This window comes from Aporhodopirellula sallentina SM41, from assembly GCF_000346505.1.
Taxonomy (GTDB): domain Bacteria; phylum Planctomycetota; class Planctomycetia; order Pirellulales; family Pirellulaceae; genus Rhodopirellula; species Rhodopirellula sallentina.
Genome location: NZ_ANOH01000208.1, coordinates 1 through 22623 on the forward strand (window position 1 = coordinate 1; position 22623 = coordinate 22623).

The 22623-nt window shown below is 56.4% G+C and carries 10 protein-coding genes; 5 read left to right on the forward strand and 5 right to left on the reverse strand.

The genetic code is table 11. The features are described from left to right. Positions 1-657 (forward strand): non-hydrolyzing UDP-N-acetylglucosamine 2-epimerase (gene wecB / locus RSSM_RS13550; RefSeq protein ID WP_044302504.1); only part of this gene is annotated, 657 nt, incomplete at its 5' end. Positions 658-663: 6 nt separating this feature from the next. Here the strand turns inward: wecB and RSSM_RS13555 are convergent. The 3 genes from RSSM_RS13555 to RSSM_RS13565 all read right to left on the reverse strand — a co-directional run bounded on the left by RSSM_RS13555 (position 664) and on the right by RSSM_RS13565 (position 6630). Beyond that, positions 664-1383, reverse strand: a complete 720-nt coding sequence (locus tag RSSM_RS13555) for a DNA-3-methyladenine glycosylase (protein WP_081613777.1) — start codon at positions 1381-1383, stop codon at positions 664-666. Further along, the gene (locus RSSM_RS13560) at positions 1310-2611 is read right to left on the reverse strand and encodes a hypothetical protein (protein WP_008679521.1); all 1302 of its coding nucleotides are present in this window, start codon (positions 2609-2611) and stop codon (positions 1310-1312) included. Before RSSM_RS13560 ends, RSSM_RS13555 begins: the two co-directional genes overlap by 74 nt. Before the next feature lie 128 nt (positions 2612-2739). Continuing rightward, a complete protein-coding gene (locus RSSM_RS13565; RefSeq protein ID WP_008679523.1) occupies positions 2740-6630 on the reverse strand; it encodes an SdrD B-like domain-containing protein in 3891 nt (1296 codons plus the stop codon). 570 nt (positions 6631-7200) lie between these two features. Between RSSM_RS13565 and RSSM_RS13570 the strand changes: the two genes are divergently transcribed. Both RSSM_RS13570 and RSSM_RS13575 read left to right on the forward strand, forming a co-directional pair. Then, on the forward strand, positions 7201-8922 hold the full coding sequence (locus RSSM_RS13570) for a hypothetical protein (protein ID WP_008679526.1): 1722 nt from the start codon (positions 7201-7203) through the stop codon (positions 8920-8922). 144 nt (positions 8923-9066) lie between these two features. Then, a complete protein-coding gene (locus tag RSSM_RS13575) occupies positions 9067-16260 on the forward strand; it encodes a Calx-beta domain-containing protein (RefSeq protein ID WP_008679527.1) in 7194 nt (2397 codons plus the stop codon). Between the two features lie 4 nt (positions 16261-16264). Here the strand turns inward: RSSM_RS13575 and RSSM_RS13580 are convergent, their stop codons facing one another. After that, positions 16265-18391, reverse strand: coding sequence for a tetratricopeptide repeat protein (locus tag RSSM_RS13580; RefSeq protein ID WP_044302506.1), 2127 nt, complete (start codon positions 18389-18391; stop codon positions 16265-16267). Positions 18392-18737: 346 nt separating this feature from the next. Here RSSM_RS13580 and RSSM_RS13585 point away from each other — a divergent pair, with 346 nt between their 5' ends. Then, positions 18738-19499: a hypothetical protein gene (locus RSSM_RS13585; RefSeq protein ID WP_008679531.1), complete on the forward strand. Its 762-nt coding sequence runs from the start codon at positions 18738-18740 to the stop codon at positions 19497-19499. 218 nt (positions 19500-19717) lie between these two features. On the opposite strand, the gene RSSM_RS13590 is transcribed toward RSSM_RS13585, so the two are convergent. Beyond that, entirely contained in the window at positions 19718-20809 is a 1092-nt protein-coding gene (locus RSSM_RS13590) for a CobW-like GTP-binding protein (protein ID WP_236621136.1), read from the reverse strand. A 382-nt stretch (positions 20810-21191) separates the two neighbouring features. Here RSSM_RS13590 and thrC point away from each other — a divergent pair, with 382 nt between their 5' ends. Beyond that, positions 21192-22622: a threonine synthase gene (gene thrC / locus RSSM_RS13595; RefSeq protein WP_008679538.1), complete on the forward strand. Its 1431-nt coding sequence runs from the start codon at positions 21192-21194 to the stop codon at positions 22620-22622. The last annotated feature ends 1 nt before the right edge of the window (position 22623 follow it).

The following is a 22623-nucleotide window of genomic DNA, read 5'->3' on the forward strand; positions in this document are numbered from 1 at the left end:
GACCGCATTTCAGTCACCGGAAACACCGTCATCGACGCGTTGCACCTGGAGGTCGAACGACAGAAAGATCCGCAGGTCGCCGCCGAAGTGGAGACCCAATTGGCCAGTGTTCTGCCGTCGGATTGGCGACAGAAACGATTTGTCTTGATCACCGGCCATCGCCGCGAAAACTTCGGCGGCGGATTTGAATCCATCTGCGCCGCGATCGCTGACCTCGCCCATCGCTTCCCGGACGTACGTTTTGTCTACCCCGTGCACCTCAATCCGAACGTTCAAGGGCCGGTCGAAAAAACGCTCGGCGAACTCGACAACGTGATCCTGCTGCCGCCTCAACCGTACCGTCCGTTCGTCGCGCTGATGCAGGCATGCGAGTTGGTGCTCACCGACTCCGGCGGTGTTCAAGAAGAGGCACCCGGCTTGGGCAAACCCGTGTTGGTGATGCGAGACACGACCGAACGCCCCGAAGGCGTCGACGCCGGAACCGTCCGATTGGTCGGCCCGGTTCGCGAAAAGATCGTCGATGGTGTGAGCGAACTGCTCACCGATCGAGCCAGCTACGACGCGATGGCAAAGGCCAGTAACCCGTACGGTGATGGCAAAGCGAGCGAACGCATTCTCGACGCAATTGCTGACTACTTTGAATCTCGCAATGCCTGAGTCTTGCTATCGCGATGGATCTTTATCCGGCCCGAGAACATCGCGACGCGGACGCGTATGCTCCCGCGCCAATCCGCTGACAAATCGGTTACCGTCGACGAAGAATCGCAGCCGCAAATCGGCGGCTCGGCTGACACCGATTCGTGGAGTTTGCGTCACGCGATCGGCAACCTGATGGCCGCCGGTTAACAACCAATCGTCGGCGCGGGTGACATCCATTGCGTCGCTCGCCCGATCGATGCCCATCGCGGAACAAATCATGCCTGGCCCCGATGTCACGCGGCGCAAATCCGATACGTTGCGGTTCTGCATCATCGCATCGATCCCCCAGACAGGCTCGATCGCTCGAATGAGAACAGCGGACCCAACGCCGGCATTTTCCGTTACCAAATTCACACAGTGCTTTGCGTGAATCGGGTAGACATACAACGTCCCTGCAGGCTCAAACATCGAGGCGTTGCTGCGTCCTCGTCCGCGAGCAGCATGACAGGCGGGGTCGCCTTCCGCCAAATACGCCTCGGTCTCCACGATCCATCCGCCGAGCCACTCGCCGTCGCAGCAATGCAGCATCGCGCAACCGAGCAATTCACGAGCAACCGTCGCCGGATCACGCCGAAAGAAGGACCGGCCCAACGGCCGCGACCTCGGCAATTCAAAAGAGCAGGGATTCTTCACGTCGTTGTGCACGAGCGTCCGAATCGGCCAACCAAGCTTTGGCGAATTCATCCAGCCATTGTTCAGTCGCGGCCACGTCCCCGATCGCAGGGATCGCGATACATGGTGCCAATAATTCAACTTCTGGTTCCGCCGTTTTGTGCTCGTCCGAAACCATCGGTTCGGCATGTTCAACAGCGGATTCAACTTCTACAGAAGTTGCGTTGGCATCCGAGGACGCCTGGGCGTTCATCAATCCAAAATCTGCCAAATCGAAGATTCCGTCTCCGTTGAAGTCAAAAGACATTACTTCATCGACCGCGTCCGCTTGCTCCTGATTCGACTCGGTCGGCTCCGTATTTTCAGACGTGACTTCCGAAGGCTCTTCGAACGCCTCCTCTGCTGGCAACGAAGCGTCGAGAACATCATCGGACGGATCCGAGGGGGCAACTTCCTCAACGGGAGTTTCTACAGGAAGTTCAACAACAGGTGTATCGATCTCCTGCCCACCGGTTTCCGGTTCGATCGTTTCTTCGGGCTCCACCGACAAAGTTTCCTGCGGAAGGATCTCCTCCGGTTCCGCAGCGACTGGCTCCTCAACCGACGCGGCTGGTTCTTCCACGGGCGCATCTGGCGATTCTTCAGCGTCGGGTTCGGATGGAATCGGGTTGGGTGTGGACTCGATCGGAGTTTCCGATTCACTCGCCGGTGCGACGATTGTGATCGTCTCGCTGTCAAAGTCTAAATGTCGTTCGCCGAGTGACGCGGTTGGCGCCGTAATCGTTTTGGCACTTCCTTTCTGAAGATCCAACTCCGCGACGCCAGCCTCGTCTCCCGCTCGCATCCGAATCAGAACAAACGTTTCCGGAACCGCATTACCGATCGGTCGCCCCGCCCCTAACGCAGACAGCGAAGTGCCGCTGAGCCCTTCGATCGTACCGGAGGCTTGATCAAGCGTGCCCTTTTGCAGCACCGGCAAGTTGGCGGTAATCACCGATTCGAGCACAAAATCTTCTTCGACCACATCGAGCAGCGACGCATCCCACTCGATGTCCACGCCGACGGATTGGAGTCCGTAGCGCATGGGGTCGAACTCTTGCGTGGTGACTCGCAGGAAGAACGTCTCGCCGGCTGTCACCGTATTGTCAACAATGACCTCGCCGGGAACGCCGTTATTATCGACGAGCAACTCAGACTCGAACGCGGCAACGGCGAGCAGCCTTCGGCTTTCGAGCGTTTCGAGCCGTAACGTTGGAGAGGTGCGGTGATGCGACCGCTTGCGATTGACGTTCCGTGTCATGTCGATCCCTTTGCCGTCCGTGGCAGAGTGTCGAAGGGTGTGTATTCCTTTGCGGAGTGTCGAGTGGGCCTGTGATGACGTCAAGAGAGATTTCACACCCGAGCGGCGTGAAACTCCGTGAAACACTGCTAAACGAGTGTTCGCATCACTTCGTCGACGGCCGACGCTCTCTCGTCATCCTCTCCAATCGTGCCGACGAGAGGGTTCCCCGGGGGCAGGCTGACCGCCAACGGGATCGCACTCCGCAAAACCTCCCCGGATTCGAACAGCTCGATTTCGACGTTTATCGGGCCGAAATCTCCCAAAGAAATCTCACGAGCAGGAGCTCCACCGACGGAGAAATCACACGTGCCTGTGACTTGATCGGCTCCGTTGGGGCAACGAACGTTGATGTCTTTGCTCGGATCAAACCGGACAGATTGCTCGTGAACGACCGGCTCGAGCACCAACAAGTCATTCAGAATGGTGGCATCTTCGGCGTCAACCACGCCGTCGTAATTGACGTCACTATCAAAAGTCGATCCACCAACCAGCTTGATGGGAAAACGCAGACCGGTGTCGGTAACGACTTCAAGGACCGCGTCCGCTGCAAAAGTATGAACCTGCGTTTGACTGTCGGCACTCAACCAGTCCGGCTCCTGAGCTGTCACTTGATTGTCAGCATTTCGTTGCACCGGAGCATAGAACGCGACAAACTCAACGGCACCTCCCACAGGCACGTCGATTGGAAAGACCGGATCGATCAAACTGCGGTCACTGGCGACTTGCTGGACGCTCACGTAACCCGCCTCGGTGTCGTTGAGATTCAACTGGTCAATCTGCGTGACACGGAACGTGTCGCTACTGTGATTATCGACGGTGAACAACTGCGTCGTTGCCAGAGCGTCCTGCAATAGCGGATACTCCGTGAGCCAATCAGCATAAACGTCTGCCGGACGAACATAGCGACCGATCTCCATCGCTCCGAAATTCGGAGCCTGTGCGGTTCCGCGTTCCGCTTGCACCACCTCTCCGCTGCTAACGACGGCGGTGTGCGCTGGAGTCGTCTCCTGCGATTGATTCACGGGAAAAGTCGATACGAGAACGGTTCCGCCATCAGGGTTGAGAGGGTGATCTCGATCAAAATCGTTTTCTCGGATGACATAGGTTCCCGGTACCAACGACGCAAAACGATAGCGGCCTTCATCATCGGTAACCGAAACCGGTTCGAGCTGCGGATCGATGACGCCATCGTTGTTCAGGTCCAAAAAGTACTGGACGCCTTTTCGAACCTCCTCGTTCTCATCCCAGACCCCATTCTGATTGACGTCTGCCCACGAGTAACCAATGATCGTCCCGATGTCATCGGTCGGTGCACTCACAAAGTCTTGAGAGATACCGATATTGGTCGAGGACGTTTCGGTTCCCGATGGAAGACGAGACGAACCGAGCGGTCGCTCAGACACCGGCACACCCTGACGTATCTCGATTTCCAACGCACCGCTCGATGGAAACGTTGTGCTGACGGAATCCGGCAGGTCGACTCGAACCTCAAAGACTCCTTCGAGCAGTCCACCAGATGCAAAGAAATAGACTCCGCTTTCGGTCAGTGGATCGATCACCCCGTCTTCATCGAGATCGTAGGATCCGGTGACAGTCGAACCGAATAACGTCGCCCCCTGAAACAAACTAACCGTCGCCCCGTTCACCGCCGACTCGGACGCGTCCCAAATCCCGTCTTGATTGACATCCTCCCAAACAAGCCCCAACGCATCGATTTGCGAACGTGCTGGCAGCACTAATTCCCCCGCACGAAACACGCTCAGCGGCGCAAGAAACTGCACCGTCTGTGAAGCGATCGCTCGCGGAGTAAGCGACGCGGTTGATTCGTTGTTGTCACCATCGGGATCGGTCTCGTCAGCCTCAACTCGTACAACGTTTACAAGCGTCGACAACGGCGCGTCCGCCGCGACGTTTGCGACAACCGTCACAACAAAATCACCACCAATTTCAATGTCAGGCAGAGCCCATGAAATTGTACGATCCGCATCGTCATACTCACCATTGTCGCTGGCCGAAACGAAACTCAAACCGACTGGCAAAACGTCGACCAAAGTGACGCCCGTTGCCACCGCATTGGAGTCGTCCGCATTGGCAACGACAATCTCGAAAGTGACCGATTCGCCCACCGTTGGTGTTGCGTTCTCAACCGTCTTGTCTACCGACAGGTCGACGCTGTTGACCGTTACCGCCACCTCCGATTGATTGCCATCGTCGCTGGGGTCTTCAAGATCGCTGATGATCGATGCCGAGTTGAGAACGGTCTGTCCCGCCGTGCCGGCGTCAACGATCACGCTCAACACCAACGTCTGCGTCTCGCCTCGTGCCAATTCAATGCCGTCCCAAACGCCGGATTCAAGATCATAGATCCCTTCACTCGCCTCGGCTGATACGAAGGTAACGCCATCGGGCAGAACGTCTGTCACCACCACGCCGGTCGCGGTTGCCTCCGAGTCCTCCGAATTGGTTGCGGTCAGCGTGTAGCGGATCGTCTGATTTTCGTTCGGTGTTTCATCACTGACGGACTTTCCAACAGAAACGTCCGCCGTCAAAGGAGTCGGATCATCGAGATGCACGATCACCACGTCGTCCACATACCATCCCTCTGGATCCGCCAGTACCGGATCGCCGGAGTCGTATTCGAAATCGACCGATATGGTTTGCCCGGCAAATGCGGACAAGTCATACGTCGCGGTCAACCAGGCACCCTCCGTTTCCGGCAAGGTTCCTTCCGCCCGACTGAGAATTGGCGTCACCGACGTTCCATCGTCGATCGACACAGTCACAAAATCACGCGTCAACTCAGCACGCGTATCGAGCAGATAGCTGAAACTGAGAACCGAGGTTCCCTCCTCGGGCAGGATCACCTCGGGCGACGAAATCACACCGCGATGGTAGCGATCGAGAATCGTGTTCCCTCCGCCATCGGCGCCCTCAAACAATCCGTAGTAGAACGAACCGCTAAGAGAGTGGTTGAGTAATCCGTCCTCCCGCCGTCCTAACGAGCGATGCCAGAGACCTCCGATATCACCACCGGAGTTATCAATCGAAAAACCGTCGGCATCCTCATTGAAGCCGGCATAAAACAATTGACGCACATCATCGGAATCAAGTCGCGTCGCAAACGCGATGTCTCCGGAAACGCCTCGCAGTGGTGACTGTGTTGAAAGAAAAGTCCGCGAGTGAGCGACCGGATCGATTACGAAGAAACGCCCCAAGTGCGATTCGCTTCCGTAGAGTAAACCCGATTCGGGGTGCACAGCCAAACCTGTCGTGAAGCCATAGGGCGTGTGATCCTGAATCGCATTGGACTCGATCACGCTCGCATCAACCACATCGAGTTGGTGCAACGTCAGTGGCGAGAAACCACTGTCTTGCGACGTTGCAAAAAGTGTCCCATCGGGATGCATCGCAATGGATACCTGGCCGAGCAATCCCGTATCGCCGATCAACGTCGCCTCTCCGGTTTCGACATCAACCTGAACCAATCTTGCTGACTCAGTCGGGTCGTTCAACGCGGCAGTCACGCCGAGAACACGACCGTCGGCATCGTTTGCCAAATCCGCGATCGCAATCGGAGTCCCATCCAACTCAACGTTCAACCGACGAACAACGACACCGCTCAAAGATTCACGTACGACCAACTCACTCGCGTTCGAACGATCGCGACCGGACTGCGTGCTCGTGGCGGAGACGACTGTCCCGTCCGGCAAAACGGCCAAACCCACGACGCCCTCATCCGGGTCACCGATGTCAGTTTGTAACACGCCGGCAGAAACGATCGGCGAAACCTCACGATCGCGCAAATCGATGATCGACATCGATGAGTGATTGGCATCGCCGTTTGACGGAGCGTCGATTGCCGAAACCAAGATGTCCGACGCCAGAAGCCTGCGCGACTCAAGCGACTCGACTCGCAACCGGCGTGCTCGTCCGGTGCGTTTTAAGTGTCGTGCGGTAGTCGCGAAATTTTTTGGCATCGCGGGAATGGTCTCGCTGGAAATCTTAAAACACCAACCATCCCTGCATCCACAATAGAATCGATTCAATCGAGTTCTACGCATGCCATCATAAGCAAAACGAGTGCAAAGATAGCAATCTTCTACCTAAGTCAACTCGGTTTCTTAAGAACCGATGCCATGACCAATCCGATCAGCCAAGATGCGTTGAGTTGCACGACTCTCATAGAACGGCTTAGTAGGAGGCACTTTAGCGGAACATTCACAACTCTCGATCCGCATCAACATCTTAAGAATGCATGTCTTTTCCGCCCGTTGACGAGACACTCTCGCTAGCAGGGCCCGCCTAATTATGCCTCCACCAACAATCTAGGGGGACTAGCGAGACCGGGCCAAAGAATCTGAATACGGGGTCCGTTTAGTCGTATTTTACCGATTAAAACGGCAATTCAATGAGTCTTTACTTGCTTCTCGATGTGCCCGGAAATAGAAAGAAGGGTATCCCAAAAGTGGGGTAGCGCGTCGAGGGCTTGGCGTTGCGGTTTGTGTTATGGACAGTCACGCTCATCTTGAACCGAAGGTCAACACCTCATGAAACTCTTCAAACGACAACGCCGTGAGCCCACTCGAAGCCGTGCCAAGGCAATGCGCCGACGCCGCATCCAAGTGGAATCTCTTGAAAGCCGCCGAGTTCTCGCAGCCAACTTTGTCACCATTGAAATTGACGGCGACACCATCGAATTGACTGGAGACACAAACGCAAACGAGATCGAGATTTGGCAAGACTCTCGCCGTGCGTTCTCTCCGTCAGAAAGCTTTACGATCAAAGCTAAAGAAGGCTCTGAAACTCTTTTCAGTTTCGCGGGCGGTATTGTTGGCGACACCTATCAAACCCCAGTCAGTGATACGATTCACAACATCCGCATCAACTTTGGCGATAGCACCGCTATGTCGCTGCTGGGAAATCCGGCCATCCCACAAGGCGGCGCTGACGTTGTGGAATTTGTTGGCTTGGATCAATCCGAAACCGATGAATCATTCCTCGACGGTCAACTTGAAATTTTGACCAACGGCGAAGCCGTGGTTTCTCTGACCGACCTTGAGGTCGACTCGCTGATCGTCAGCCATCAAGACGATGATGACATCGGAACCACGATGCTCGACAGCGTTGTCGTTCAAGACGACACGATTGAGATGGACGGAGGTCGAAGCTTCTTCTCGACTCATATCGAATCCGGTGGTGGCGGCAGTGATATCACGATCGTCGACAGCAATCTCAAAGGCGGCCTATCCATTAGCAACGATGGGTTGTTTGATTTTGATGGGATGACCCACACCCCAAATGCCACCGGTGCCGCTGACATTATTAAGATCAGCAACACTGACATCGGCGAACACCTTGTGACCATGCCTCAAAACGTTTTGGAGATTTACAACGGTGACGGCGGCAGTCGCACGACGCTCGAACGCGACAACGCGACCGACCCCAGCCGTATTCGCGGGAACGTCGTGATCCATAACGAAGATGGTTTCGACGAAGTCAATTTCTCGGCGATCAACATTTACGGTGGCACCGACATCGAAAACGGTGAAGGTGACTTCCTGCACGGATCGTCGATCATGATTCACAACGACAGTGTGATCGGTTCGGACATCCTCGGTGGTGGACGACTCAACGTTACCAACGCTGCCGGTGACGATCGTTTGACCATTGAAGAGTCGCGTCTGCCTAGCGGGATCGTCGTCAATAACGGCATGGACCATGACACCAACACCATTGTGATCGGCAAGGCCGGAACCGAAGGTGATGTCGCCGCTCGCACAATCATCGGTGGAAATACCCTGACGGGAAGTGCGATTCAATTCGGCAACGGTGCAGGCAACGAACGCATGAGCTTCATCAATGCCGACTTGAAGGGGCTCGTCGACATCGGGCTCGGTGACGGAGATGACACCGTCAACATGACGGACGTCTTGGTCGATGGCGTCCTGAATATTGGCAATACCACTGGATTCCGTCCCGCGATGGTCGACGCACTCTTCGGCGGACTCGGCTTGGCCAGCTTGGCAGACGATGCCGACGCGGGTGGCGGTGATGACCGCGTCACTCTCGAAGACGTGATGGTGACCGCCGGCACGTTCATTGGGCTCGGCGAAGACCAAGATCGCGTTGACCTGATTGACGACATTGATTTCGGACCTCGGGCCTCGATCGACGGCGGTAACGACGCGGGCGACACGCTCGATCGCAGCCAACTGTCATCGGTGATGACCAACGTTGACTTCAACGGGTTCCTCAACCACATCAACTAACGTGGATGGAAATCACCATTGTCTCGCTATCTTCGCCCCGAAAGATAGCCTCTGGATAATTCGAGACTAAAATCATGAGTGCACAACGGCGGCGGATTGTTCCGCCGCCGTTTCTTTTCTGCCCTCTCATGAGTTGCAATCCAGATGGACCATCCACGTCGGCAATCACGACGACGGCACGGCCAACGTCGCTCGGCAACTTCCCAAACGCGTTGCCGTCGAACTCGCAACAAGCGGAACTCGCTTCAGTTTCAGTCGCTCGAACCGCGTCACCTGCTCGACGGTTTCGGCGTCCGTTTCGCCTTCTTTCCGTCCAGCGGAACCGGATCGGAGCTGACTTCGCTCAACGTGGGCGAGACGTATGTGATGCGAACTTACGTTCAGGATCTACGTGCTCCGTCGTCATCGACGATTCCATCTGGCATCCTGCAGGCCGCGTTCGACGTCCCATACGATCCTTCTCTGCTGCAGTTTTCCGGCCCGATCACACTCGGCAGTGAATTCCAAACAGTCCCCGGGCGTGCCAACAACGGCGAGATTTTGTCGAGCCAACTGGACAACCTCAATGGACGCGACAGCACCGAACCGGTTGGCGACGCCAAAGACGATGAGTTGCTATTCTTCGAAATCAACGTCACCGCGCTCGCGACCGGCGACGTGGATCTCGATGCCGTTCAAGCCAATGAAGCCAACCTTCGTGCGGAGTTCTATCGTCCGTTCGGTGAAGTCACTGAGTTCGACGTCACCGGAGACCAGATCTCGATTGTCGGAGGCGGCGTTGTCTTTACCAACGCAGGCAACCTGCAGGTTACCGAGGGTGGATCATCGTCAACATTCCAAGTCGCACTGAACCGGGCACCTAACGCCGACGTTTCCTTTACAATCTCCTCGCAAACAGCCAACCAGGTATCACTCTCATCCACCACTCTCAGCTTCTCGCCGTCGAATTGGAACACTCCTCAATCAATCCAAATCACCGCAGTCAATGATTCGGTCGCGGAAGCCGATTTAGATGTGACGTTGTCGACCAGCAATTTGCAAAGCTCCGACCCTTCGTTCAGCGGCGTTTCTGTCGATGATCTCATCGTCAGTGTTAACGACAACGACACTGCGAGCGTCGTGATCTCGCCGACGACCGGATTGATCACCAATGAAAGCGGGCAAACCGCAACCGCCCAGGTGCGTCTGAACTCTCAGCCGACCGCGCCGGTGACTGTCAATTTCGTTTCATCCGACACAGAGGAAGGAACCGTCTCACCAGGACAACTCACATTCACGTCAACCAATTGGAATCAAAACCAAACACTGACGTTAAGAGGCGTCGATGATGAGGTCGTCGATTTAGCACAAACTTTCACCGTGTCGGGAACCGTCACGAGCAGCGATCTCTTCTACCGAAACATTGCCGTCCCCACGATCACCGCGACTAACCAAAACACCACCGTCGCCGGACTCATCATTCAACCGAGTTCGGGTTTGGTGACCCGCGAGAATGGACAAAGCGATGTATTCAACGTGCGACTCACTTCTCAGCCGACGTCTGATGTGATCCTTAACCTCTCGTCATCTGATCCAGGCGAGGGAACCGTCAACTCGTCGACGCTGACCTTTACCCCGAGCAACTGGGACCAAACTCAGGTCGTGATGGTCTCAGGAGTCGACGACGATCTAATCGATGGATCGGTCGGCTACCAAATCAATCTCTCGGTCGACCCGAGTAGTGATTCGAACTATCAAGCACTCCCAACTCGCTCGGTTTCCGTCACAAACCAAGACGACGACGTGGCAGACATCATCGTCTCGGAAGTTGCCAGTTCCTCTACCTCCGAGAACGGAACAACGTCAACGTTCACCGTCGCGTTGGCGTCCGAACCGACCGGGGTTGTCTCCATCGATATCGCGTCCAACGATCCATCTGAAGGTTCCGCATCGCCAACATCAACATCATTCAATTCGAACAATTGGGACCAACCGCAAACGATCACAATCACCGGCGTCGATGATGTCATCACCGATGGCAACGTGGAATACACGATCACGGTGTCTAGCCGATCGACGACCGATACCGCCTACAACTCCGTGTCGCCGGTAGTCCGCACGCTGACCAATCAAGACAACGATTCGGCGGGTATCCTTTTCGAAAACGCCGACGATCTTCAAGTGGATGAAGACGGAGGAACCGACAGTTTCAACCTTCGCCTGCAATCGCAGCCGCTCGAAAACGTCACGATTCAACTCGCCAGTAGCAATACCGATGAAGTCACAGTGACCCCGACGGTTGTTACCTTCACGCCTCAAAACTGGGACCAATCTCAAACGATTACTGTCCGTGGTATCGACGACGGCGTCATCGATGGCGAGAAATCAACAAACATCACATTCGATCTATCTGGAAGTGATGACGCGACCTACGCCGCGTTAAACGTCACCCCGATCACGGTGACGAATGTCGGAGACACTGCTCGCCTGATCGTCTCTCCGATTTCGGGACTTGCCACGAAAGAAGCCAATGGTATCGACAGCTCCGACACGTTCGGCGTCCGGCTATCACAACAACCTGCCACCAATGTTGTCGTTGCAATCATGTCCTCGGACACGAGCGAAGGCGTCCCGACTCAAACGCAACTGACGTTCACACCTAGCAACTTCGACCAGATTCAACAGGTCACGATCGAAGGAGTCGACGACGACGTCACCGACGGCGATCAAACTTATACGGTTTCGGTGCAACCTACGGACTCTAGCGACGAGGTCTACCGCAACCTTGCCGCAACGACCGTCACGGTTATCAATCAGGATGACGACATTCCCAGCCTAATCATTTCCCAACCGTCGCTCGCATTCACAACCGAATCCGGTGGCTCTTCAGTGATTACCACTCGTCTGCAAACTCAGCCGGTTGGTACCGTTCGAATCGACATCGGGACAAGTGATCCGTCCGAAGCCTCGGTATCACCCACGTTCCTCACCTTTGACGCATCCGATTGGGACACACCCAAAAGCGTGACGGTTCTCGGGCTCGACGACCCAGCCACCGATGGCGATGTCAGCTACGAAGTTACTTTCACCAGTTCTTCAACAACCGACTCCGGCTACAACTCACTCGATGTCTTAACGCGATCGCTCGTCAACCGCGATGATGATCCCGCAGGTATTATCCTCGCCAACACCAATGACCTACGGGTCGATGAATCTGGCTCTACCGATAGCTTCACGGTTCGCTTGCAATCTCAACCGATCGCCAACGTGACGGTGAATCTCGCCAGCAGTGATCTCGGCGAAGCGACGGTTTCCCCCGCTCCACTCACGTTCACTCCCGCGAACTGGAGCACGCCTCAAACGGTCGTGCTCACCGGCGTGGATGATCTCACCGTCGACGGCCCTCAAACGTCGAATATCACTTTCGATCTCTCATCGAGCGATGACACCGCGTACCGCATCGTCTCGGTGACACCGGTTTCCGTCACCAATACCGACAACGACGTGCCCGGCATCAGCGTCGTTGCATCGACTCCGCTACGAGTCAGCGAAACAGGAACCTCGGCGACATTCACGGTCGCTCTCAACACGCCACCGTCCCAGACCGTGACGATCAACGCCGGTTCCAACGACACCTCCGAAGGAACCGTTTCGCCAGCGTCCATCACGTTCAACGCAAACAACTACAACCAACCGCAAACGTTGACGGTCACGGGTGTAGATGACGTCCTCGTCGATGGAGACGTTACCTTTGGGATCACATTCGCAGCGTCGAGCGGTGACTCGGCGTACGACGGAATTGAGATCGCTCCCATATCCGTTGTCAACGAAAACGATGACGAGGGAGGAGTCGAGGTCATCGCGGACAACAACTTGACGGTTTCCGAATCGGGAACGACCACTACGTTTCGTGTCGTTCTCAAACGCCAACCGATACAAGACGTCACCGTGCCGCTCTCGCTCTCCGACTCATCCGAGATATCGATCGACAAGAACGAACTCGTCTTCACGAACGGCAATTGGAACACACCACAGATTGTCACCGTCACCGGTTTAGCCGATGACGCCGTGGACGGTGATACCGTTGCGAACGTGCAAATCGGGCCGACGGTCAGCAACGATGCTGAATTTGATGCACTGACTCTCACGCCCGTGCCGGTGACGGTCACAAACGTCGACACCGCGTCCATTTCAGTGACAACTGCCGACGTTGTCGAAGGCAACGCGGGCGAGAACGCGTCGATTATCTACACGATCCAATTGAACGGAGCCGTCGATTCGGGACTGAGCCTCAACTACGCAACCTTCGAACCCACCACTGGAATCGCCGCAACGTCCGGCACTGACTTCACACCACGCTCTGGCACGCTTTCGATGTCGGGAAATGACGGTGAGACGATCCAAATCAGCGTCCCTATCATCGCCGACACGGTTGTCGAATCCAACGAAACAATCGGCCTGCGTCTGGACGGGCTACGCTTTGCGGCCAACGGAATTGATCTCGGCGATGTATCCATCCCATCACCGGAAACAACCGCCCGCATCCTCAATGACGACTCGGCCACGCTGACCCTCGGAGCAACAACGTTACAAACCCTGGAAGGAGCCCTCGGGTCCTCCATACCGCTCAATGCCCAGGCGGTCCTTTCCAACCCAGTCCAAGGTGGGATCACCGTTCAGTACGCCACAACCGACGGCACAGCAACGGTGGCAAATAACGACTACGAACCTACGGCGGGAACACTCACATTCACCGGAGATTCCAACGAGACCCAGACGGTTTCGATTAACGTTCTCGGCGACGACACTCCCGAACCGGATGAAAACTTCACGCTCGCGTTTCAACAAATCGGCGCAGACGATCCCGTCATCCGCGACGCGATTACGATTCTTGGTTCGCCAATCGATTTCACCATCCTGAACGACGACGCACCTCGCCTTGTCCTGCGTAACATCACCACAGATGCGACCGAAGGCAATGCGACGGACTCGCGGGTATTCCGTTTCGAAGTCGAACTCACCGATGATGTCGCTGATGCCGACGGTTTCACTGTCCCGCTTTTTACCAGCGACGCAACGGCAACCACGGCCAGTGGTGACTACACCACGGTTGACACGATCCTGTCATTCACCGGGAACGCGAACGAAACCCAAACGATCGAAGTTACCGTAGCAGGAGACACGGTCGTCGAATCGAACGAAACCTTTCTCGTTCAGTTAGGAACCGTATCCGGGTTGGCTGACGGAGCCGATCTGGTGATCACGGAACCGCAACTCACCGCGACGATCGAGAACGATGACACCGCGTCGCTCTCACTCGACACAGCAAACACCACGATCACCGAAGGCGACTCGGGAACGGTAACATCAATCACACTAACGGCATCTCTCACCGGGAACGTCCAAAACGATTTCACGGTTGGCTACCAAACCACCGATGGGACCGCGACATCAGGCAGTGACTACTCAACGTCCACCGGCACACTGAGTTTTGGATCAGGCATTCAATCTCAATCGTTCACGATCGACATTCTAGGCGACAGCGTCGTCGAGCTTTCCGAGACATTCTCGGCCGCACTTGAGTCACTCTCTGGTCTCCCCGACGATATCGCGTCATTTATCACGCTTCCTCAACAGCCGACCGAGATCACAATCGCGGCCGACGACCGAACTACGCTCTCGCTATCCGGGGCAACCAGCACCGAAGAAGGCAATCCCGATAACCAGCCCGGTACTCTCAACTTTACCGTGACGCTGTCCAACCCAATCAGCAGCGAATTTCAAATCGCCCACGCGACCGTCGACGATACCGCTGTCGCGAGCGAAGACTATATCGCCGCAACCGGCAATATCTCTTTCGACGGTACGGCAAACGAAACGCAAACCATCTCCGTTGACACGATTGCGGACCGAATGGTCGAGTCTGACGAGACGTTTCAATTCCGACTCGGAGATCTTTCTGGACTCCCGCAAGGCCTCGCCGAGTGGATCGACATCGATTCATCGAGCGCGATCGGAACCATCCACAACGACGATTCCGCGACACTCAGCATCAGCGGACCGGACCGCATTGCGGAACCGGGAGGCCCCACCGGAACGAACATCGCAACCTACACCGTCTCGTTGTCAGCACCGGTTCAGGGCGGCCTCGGAGTTCGTTACGCAACCTCGGAAGGTTCCGCAACCGCGAATAGCGACTACGACTCCGCAGCGGGTACGATCACCTTCGCCGGCGAAAGTAATGCGTCCCCAAACATCACGGTTCATGTCCGCGGTGATTCCATCATCGAAAGTGACGAGACATTTGAAATCGCACTGTTGGAACTCATCAATGTTGATTCATCTCTCGCATCGTCGATCTCGTTTGCCAACGAATCAGTAACCACGACCATCGCGGACGACGACACCGCCACCGTTGACTTCGCCACCGACACGAGCATTGTTGCCGAGACCAACGGAAACCACACGGTGACGCTGGCCCTCACCACCACGGGCGGCGCGGTCCTGACCGAACCACTCGAAGTCGACGTGATCGTGCGGCAATCAAGTACAGCCGTATCGGGAGACTTCGTTCTAAACACAACACGCGTCACTTTTCCCGTTGGCAGTAGCAACGGATCCACGCAAACGATCAGTCTATCGATTGCCGACGACGGACAACTCGAACCGACCGAATCAATCGTGCTCGGACTCCAACCCGTTGCAGCAAATCCCGGTGAGATCGTCACGGATGCCTCTCACGTCGTCTCCGTCACAGACGACCCTTCCGACGCGGTGTTGTCGGGCAGTGTCTGGGCGGATACGAACGCGAATGGTCAACGCGAATCACACGAGATGCCGATCGCGGGGGTTACCATCCGTTTAACCGGAGTCGACAACCAAGACCGCTCCGTACAACGAACGGCGTTGACCGACACTCAAGGGCACTATGAATTCCGTGATCTCGCAGGCGGAACCTACCAAATCACGCAAGACCAACCCGAACAGTTTATCGACGCGGTATCGACCCGGGGAACGATCACCACACAGCAAGGAACCGTTTCTAACAACGCGGTTACCGGCATCAACTCGATCTCGCAAATCGTGCTTCCCGCATCAGGCCAGGGATCGGAATTCAATTTCACCGAACGTGGTTACTACGCGTCTGCGATTCCTTCGTTCTCGTTTCAAGCTCGCCGGTCATCACTGGCGAACACAACGACCGCTCCTCCGGCGATCGAAATTTCGGCGCCGAACAACGACGCGCCGAACAACGACGCGCCGAACAACGACGCGCCGAACAACGACGCGCCGAACAATGACGCGCCGAACAATGACGCGCCGAACAGTGTCCTCGATGAGATCTTGGCAAACTGGTGATGCGTTAACCGGTCGGTTTGGATTCGTTGCGTGACTGCTTCAACGCCTCTTCAAACTCTTTCAACTGGCGTTCGAGTGGAGGTGAATGGGGCATTTCTTCGCACGCCCTCTTTTGCATGGCGATCGCCGATTCGACATCACCGACCGCGAAATAGCATCGAGCGCAGGTATCCATCAGAGCGGGTTGCTGTGGAGTCAAACGCAACGACTCCTTGCTGTACCGCAACGCACGATCGGTATCGCCTTCGGTATTACTGACCAACCAAGCGTACGCGTTCAAACGTTTAGCGAGCTCCCCTTTGGCAGGCCGAAACGGTCCGGCACGCTGCATCGAATTGCGAGTATCTTCGACTTCGCTTTGCGCTTCGCGGATCTGCTCATCGAGCGTCTTGGCAACGGATTCTTTCCATTGCTCGTCTCCGTCGAGGCGATACATCGCGATCAGGATGTCAATGTTCTCCTGATTCATTTCGAATGCTCTGCGGAGAACCGGTTGGGCAGCCTCGAGTTGTCCCTGTTCAATCAGCAACAACCCACGGTGATAGTCCATGTTGCTTTGGACGATCGTGTATGAGAAACGCCGGCTGATCAGTCGATCACGAAACTCGTCGTCCTGATCGATTCGCTGCGTCAGCGGTTCGAGCGTTTCGACAACATCGGCATGCCGCAACAGCTCGCCGAACATGTCGGCCAACTGCAGCCGAGCATACGAAGAGGCCGCCGTATCAATCGGCAACCGATCGATCACGATCTCGTATTCTTTCTGAGCCCATTGAAACAACCCACGTTCAACGAGCTGCGTGGCGATTTCGATATGAGCCTGCGCGTGGCTCTCGATCGTTTGCGGGTGCATCGGTGCCGGACGGTTTGGTTGGAACGGGCCGCCGTCGTCAGGGGGAACCTCGCCATCTTCATCATCTGTTCGCTCAGGCAATGGATTGATCGCCAGTGCAATATCAGCGAGCTGTCCCGCGCTGTCGTCTTGTCCCGTACGGCTGTACGCTTCCGCCGCCGAGTAAAGCAGGATCGGGCTCTTTCGATACAACTCGGAATGCGACGCGTGCATGGCGATCACGGCGCGATAGAGTTTGTTCTGCAGCGCCCACGTGGCGGTCTCAATCAACGCACGTGTGCGCGACGGAATCAGATCCACGTTCGCTTCCACGATACCGAGTGCATCGGAAGGCACACCGTGGGCGATGGCGCGTTCAGCCGTCACCCAAATCAAACTCAGCAATTCACTCGTCGAGACATGAACTTCACTCGTCGCCCCTGTGTCGTCCGGGCTGAGTTGCGAACGATTCTCTTGTATCAATGCCGCCCATGCATCCATATCCAGCTGACCTTGCCGGAGGTCGGCAGCGTAGCGGAGCAACCACTGACTGCTGATACGTTTTTGTTGTCGCAATGCGAGTTCGATCTGAGACGCCTCAAACTCTCTTCGGTTGTTTTCGATCACACGACGAGCGGTCTCGGATTCGTTTCCGCGGAAGTCTCTCGCGTCATTCGGATCGCGGCTATCGAGGGCAATCACTGCTAGTGCTGCGGCCCGGGCGAGTACCGGCTCGGTCTCGAACCTTGCCAACCGAAGCAGCGGTGAGAAGGCATCGCTGCGTGGCAAACGGGCGAGCGATTCGATCCGACTGCGTCGCTGTGAAACGCTGTGTGACCCGTATTCCGAAAGCAACTCCTTCGCCTCCGAGGAATCCGACGCCGTCGACCACTGCACTCGCAGTCCTCGCGTCAGCCGCCGAGCCACGACGGCGACCTCATTGTCAGGATGATTCCGAGCCTCACGCAACTGATCAAACGCCGCCAAACCGATTCGCATCAATCGATCGCGACAACGGATGCGAGTAGCGTAGCTGTCCGACGCGAGCCCTTCGATCAGCCGGGCGATTTCCTCGGCACTGACCACCGATTCATCCCGCTGTTGGCGCGGCGATACGGTGCCCGAGGAATCCGTTTCGGATGAACCGGCAGCGTTCGGGTTGGCCGGATTCACTGTTGGCTCATCGGAAAAACCGCAGGCCACGCCGCCGCATTGCAGCAGCAAGATCGCGAACAAAACACGCACCGAGACGCGCATGAGATTCGGGATCGTTGAGTTAAGTTGATTACCGGTGAACATCAGCAAATTCGTCCGCGGGAACGAGTTCAAAAGCACGCGGCAGGCACACCGGTGCGACGTCTCTACTTTACCAAATGGACACCAGACTGATCGCAAATCCCCCGTCTGAGACGTGTGATTCGCCCGGAAAAGCGCGATTTCCGCCTCAAAATGCGAACCTCAGCAGCCCAATTTGTTTGCTATAATTCGGATTCACAATTAAGCTGCGATTCAGTGAGCTGGCATCGATCATTGAATCTTCTCCGCCGCCTTCTCTACTCGCGTCGATTCGCGATGCTCTCGCTCGATACGAACCAATCCACGATTGTCGACTCGTGTTTCTGCCCCTCCAAGGATCTTGTCTGCGATGAAACTTCGCTTCAACCTCGTTTCAAATCTCGTATTCGCATTGGTTGCGATCGCTGCGGGCACCGCCGCACAGACCAGCCACGCCCAATCTGCGGTCTTGTCGGAGATCTACGGACGCGGCGTCCACGCCTACCATGCCGGACAATACAACAAGGCATCTGAATGGTTGAGCATGGCGATCAACAACGGATTCCAAGACCCACGTGCGTATTACTTCCGCGGGCTCGCCGCAGCCGCCAGCGGACGTGGCTTTGAATCAAAAGCCGACTTCCAACAGGGCGCCGAGATCGAAGCACGAGGTGCGTTCGGCAATAGCGTCGGTCGCTCGCTCGCACGCGTTCAAGGTTCCACCCGTATGGAACTCGAACTGATCCGCGAAACCGCTCGTCTGAACGCACTGGCACTCGGCCTCGCCCGATCGCAAGCTCGCTACGGTGAACTCGGTGTGCCGGCCGATGGCGCCGCACCCAATCCACCCGCCGCAGCACCGCGACGCAGCGTAACACCCCCGGCCGCTCCACCAGCCGACGACCCGTTCGCCGATGACATGGGTCAAGACCCGATCGTCGAATCCCCCGACGTGCTCGAGGGTGCAATGGATAGCGCCATCACCGGCGAAGACGCCGGCCCAGCGACTTCGGAACCGGCCGATGGCGGCAACCCATTCGACGCTCCGGCAGACGACCCGTTTGCTGCACCCGCTGATGACCCATTCGGTGGCGGAGGCGGCGCCATGGACGATCCGTTCAGCGGATTCTAATCAGCGCAGTCGACGCTTCACGCCAACCGGCGCAATGCCGTGACGCGTTCGTCTCTGAGACACGAAGCATCACAATCGAAACGAAACCCTCACGGCCTTGTCGGAGCATCACCTGCTCGGGCAAGGTCGTCTTCGTTTGTATCTTCACAGAAGCATTCACTGAGGCATGAAGGGCGTCATCATCGATGCGCCCATCATGGATGCGTCCAACGGTTCATCTATCCCAACGCGACACGGTAAGTCGGCTCGGGGCGTCCAGGCCGGAACGATTCCATCTGGTCGACGCACAATTCGGCCGAACGTTCTTTTGCAACGCCCTGGAGCACTTCAGAGACAATCGGCTGCAGCTTCTCCGGTGCCAAACAAACACGTGCGTTCACAATCATCTTCGTTTGCGTGACGCTCACGTTGCTCGAAACCGACAACATCGTTTCGACATCGCTACTGACAAGGTTGGCAACACTCACACCGCTCGGCGACGAGCAAAGTATCTTCAGGTGAGCGGGCTCGGCGTCGAGTTCCTCCAATCGACGACGGATCGCATCAACCGTTTCGACGGTCAATTCATCGAGCACGAATTCACTTCCGCCGGACAGGTGCACCGTCGCGTTGAGCCATCCCAAATCGGCTTCGCCTTCCGCGTACACGTCGTAATCGACTTCCATCATGCGATCACGAGGCGAGGCGGTCGACATTAACGCTTCGTACAGTTCATCCAGGTTTTCGCCGGTGCGTGCGGAAACCGGAATCACCCGTCGGCCGGGATACTGATCATCGAGATACTTCTTCAACGAATCGAGTTGCTCGTCCGACAGTTCATCAATTCGGTTCACAACGATCAACTCGGACTCTTCGAGTTGTTTGCGGAAAATGTACTCCGCCTGCGGAGAGAATCCCGCTTTCCCGCCGGAGAGAATCCGCAGGGTGTGGTTCGGTTTCAGCACCACCGCATACGGACTGTGGACAAATTGCTCGCCCATTCTCTCCATCATCGGCATCGCGATCGTGGCGATCAGGTCCGTGCAACTTCCGACCGGTTCGGCCAGAATCACGTCGGGGCGTTGACGCTGGTCGAAGTCCGCCATCGCATCCGTCAAACCGGTGAAATTGCAGCAGAAACAGGAGCCCGCGACCTCGTTGACGTCCAATCCTTCGTTTCGCAGCAGTTCCGTGTCGACCAACCCTGCTGCTTGATCGTTCGTCACAACACACACGTGGTTGCCATCGGCCTGAAAGCGACGGGCCAACTTGGTAATCAGCGTCGTTTTCCCGGCACCGAGAAATCCGCCGAGCATAATAAACCGAGTCATCAAGCAACCTCTGAGGGTGGTGAAGGGATTGGGTAGGAGGGAGTTCGCAGGAGTCTCCGAAATGGGCGGCGGAGACTCTCACGACGACGATCGACACGAGAATCGTATCGAGGTGGGTGCCCCCTCAACGGAAGAAGGCGTTATCTGCAGGGATTTCCGCCGGTTTGGCGAACGACGTCCGACTCCAGGATTGAGTGAGAAACGCTCTTTTTCCGCGAAAAGATGCCAAACTCACTCATTTCGGCTTTTCCAGCACACCCGAACAGGCGAAATTTCACCGTGACAGTCCCATTTGCCGATCTATCCTTTAGGGCACTGCAATCATAACCTGAAGTGGTGGCCACTCCACCCACTCCTCACTGCCTGATCTCAAATCACGTCGATGCTTCAGACCGCCGAAAAACACAACGCTGCTCAGACTGACCTCGCGTTCCAACGCTGCATCAACCCTCAATGCGGCGCCACCTACGAGACCCTGAGCATTCGCACGGCCTGCGATCACTGCGGCGATCTGCTGGATATCGCCTACGACTGGGACCGCGCCAGCGTTCCGGGCAAGCTGAGCGATTTCGAGGCGATGTGGAGTCAACGCAATAACCCGGTCCGGTTCTCGGGCGTTTGGCGTTTCCACGAACTCCTGCCGTTCGCACCGCAAGACAAGATTGTCACCGTCGGCGAGGGGCAGACGCTGCTCCAGAAGGCCGATGAGGTTGCCAAATATGTCGGTATGAATCCGGGCCAACTGTATCTGCAGTACGAAGGAATGAACCCGTCGGGCAGCTTCAAAGACAACGGCATGTGTGCCGCCGTCACGCACGCCGGCATGATGGGTGCCACCCGGGCCGCCTGCGCTAGCACCGGAAACACCAGCGCGTCACTCGCCCTCTACTGCAGTGCGACCCGCGCGATGCAGGCCGTCATCTTTATCGGCAGCGGAAAGATCAGCTACGGAAAACTCAGCCAGGCGCTCGACTATGGCGCTCTGACAATTCAAATCGCGGGAGACTTCGACGACGCCATGCTCCGCGTCAAAGAGGTTGCCCAAAAGCTCGGCATTTATCTCGTCAACAGCGTGAACCCGTTCCGCCTCGAGGGACAAAAAACGGTCATGTACCGAATCCTCGAAGCCCTGCGTTGGGAAGTGCCAGACTGGATCGTCGTCCCCGGCGGCAACCTCGGCAACAGCAGCGCGTTCGGCAAGGCGTTCAGCGAACTGCATCAACACGGCCTGATCGATCGCATTCCACGCTTGGCGATCATCAACGCAAAAGGCGCCAACACACTTTATGAACTCGTGACGGATCACGGTGCGAAGTGGAACGGCGGCAATGTAGAGATGAATCCGATCACGGCTTACAACGAAGCGATGGATCGTGATGGCAAACGCGCCGACACCATCGCCAGCGCGATCGAAATTAACCGGCCGGTCAACCTAAAGAAATGCCTGCGAGCACTCGAAGTGATGGACGGCGTCGTCCGTGAAGTCGACGATCAACAAATCCTCGACGCCAAGTCACAAGTCGGTGCGGGCGGATTTGGCTGCGAGCCTGCTTCCGCGGCGAGCGTTGCCGGTGCGAAACTGCTTCGCAGCGAAGGTGTCATCGCCCCGAGCGACCGGGTTGCGTGCATCCTAACCGGTCACGAACTGAAAGATCCAACCGCAACGGTGGCCTATCACACGGCCGACAAAGAGTTGTTTGAAAAAACGCTCGGCAGCCGTGGTGTCACGACCGCTCACTTTGCCAACCGTGCCATCCCTGTGGCCAACGATCTCGATGCGATCATTGCCGCGATCGAGAACGCCGACCGTTAAT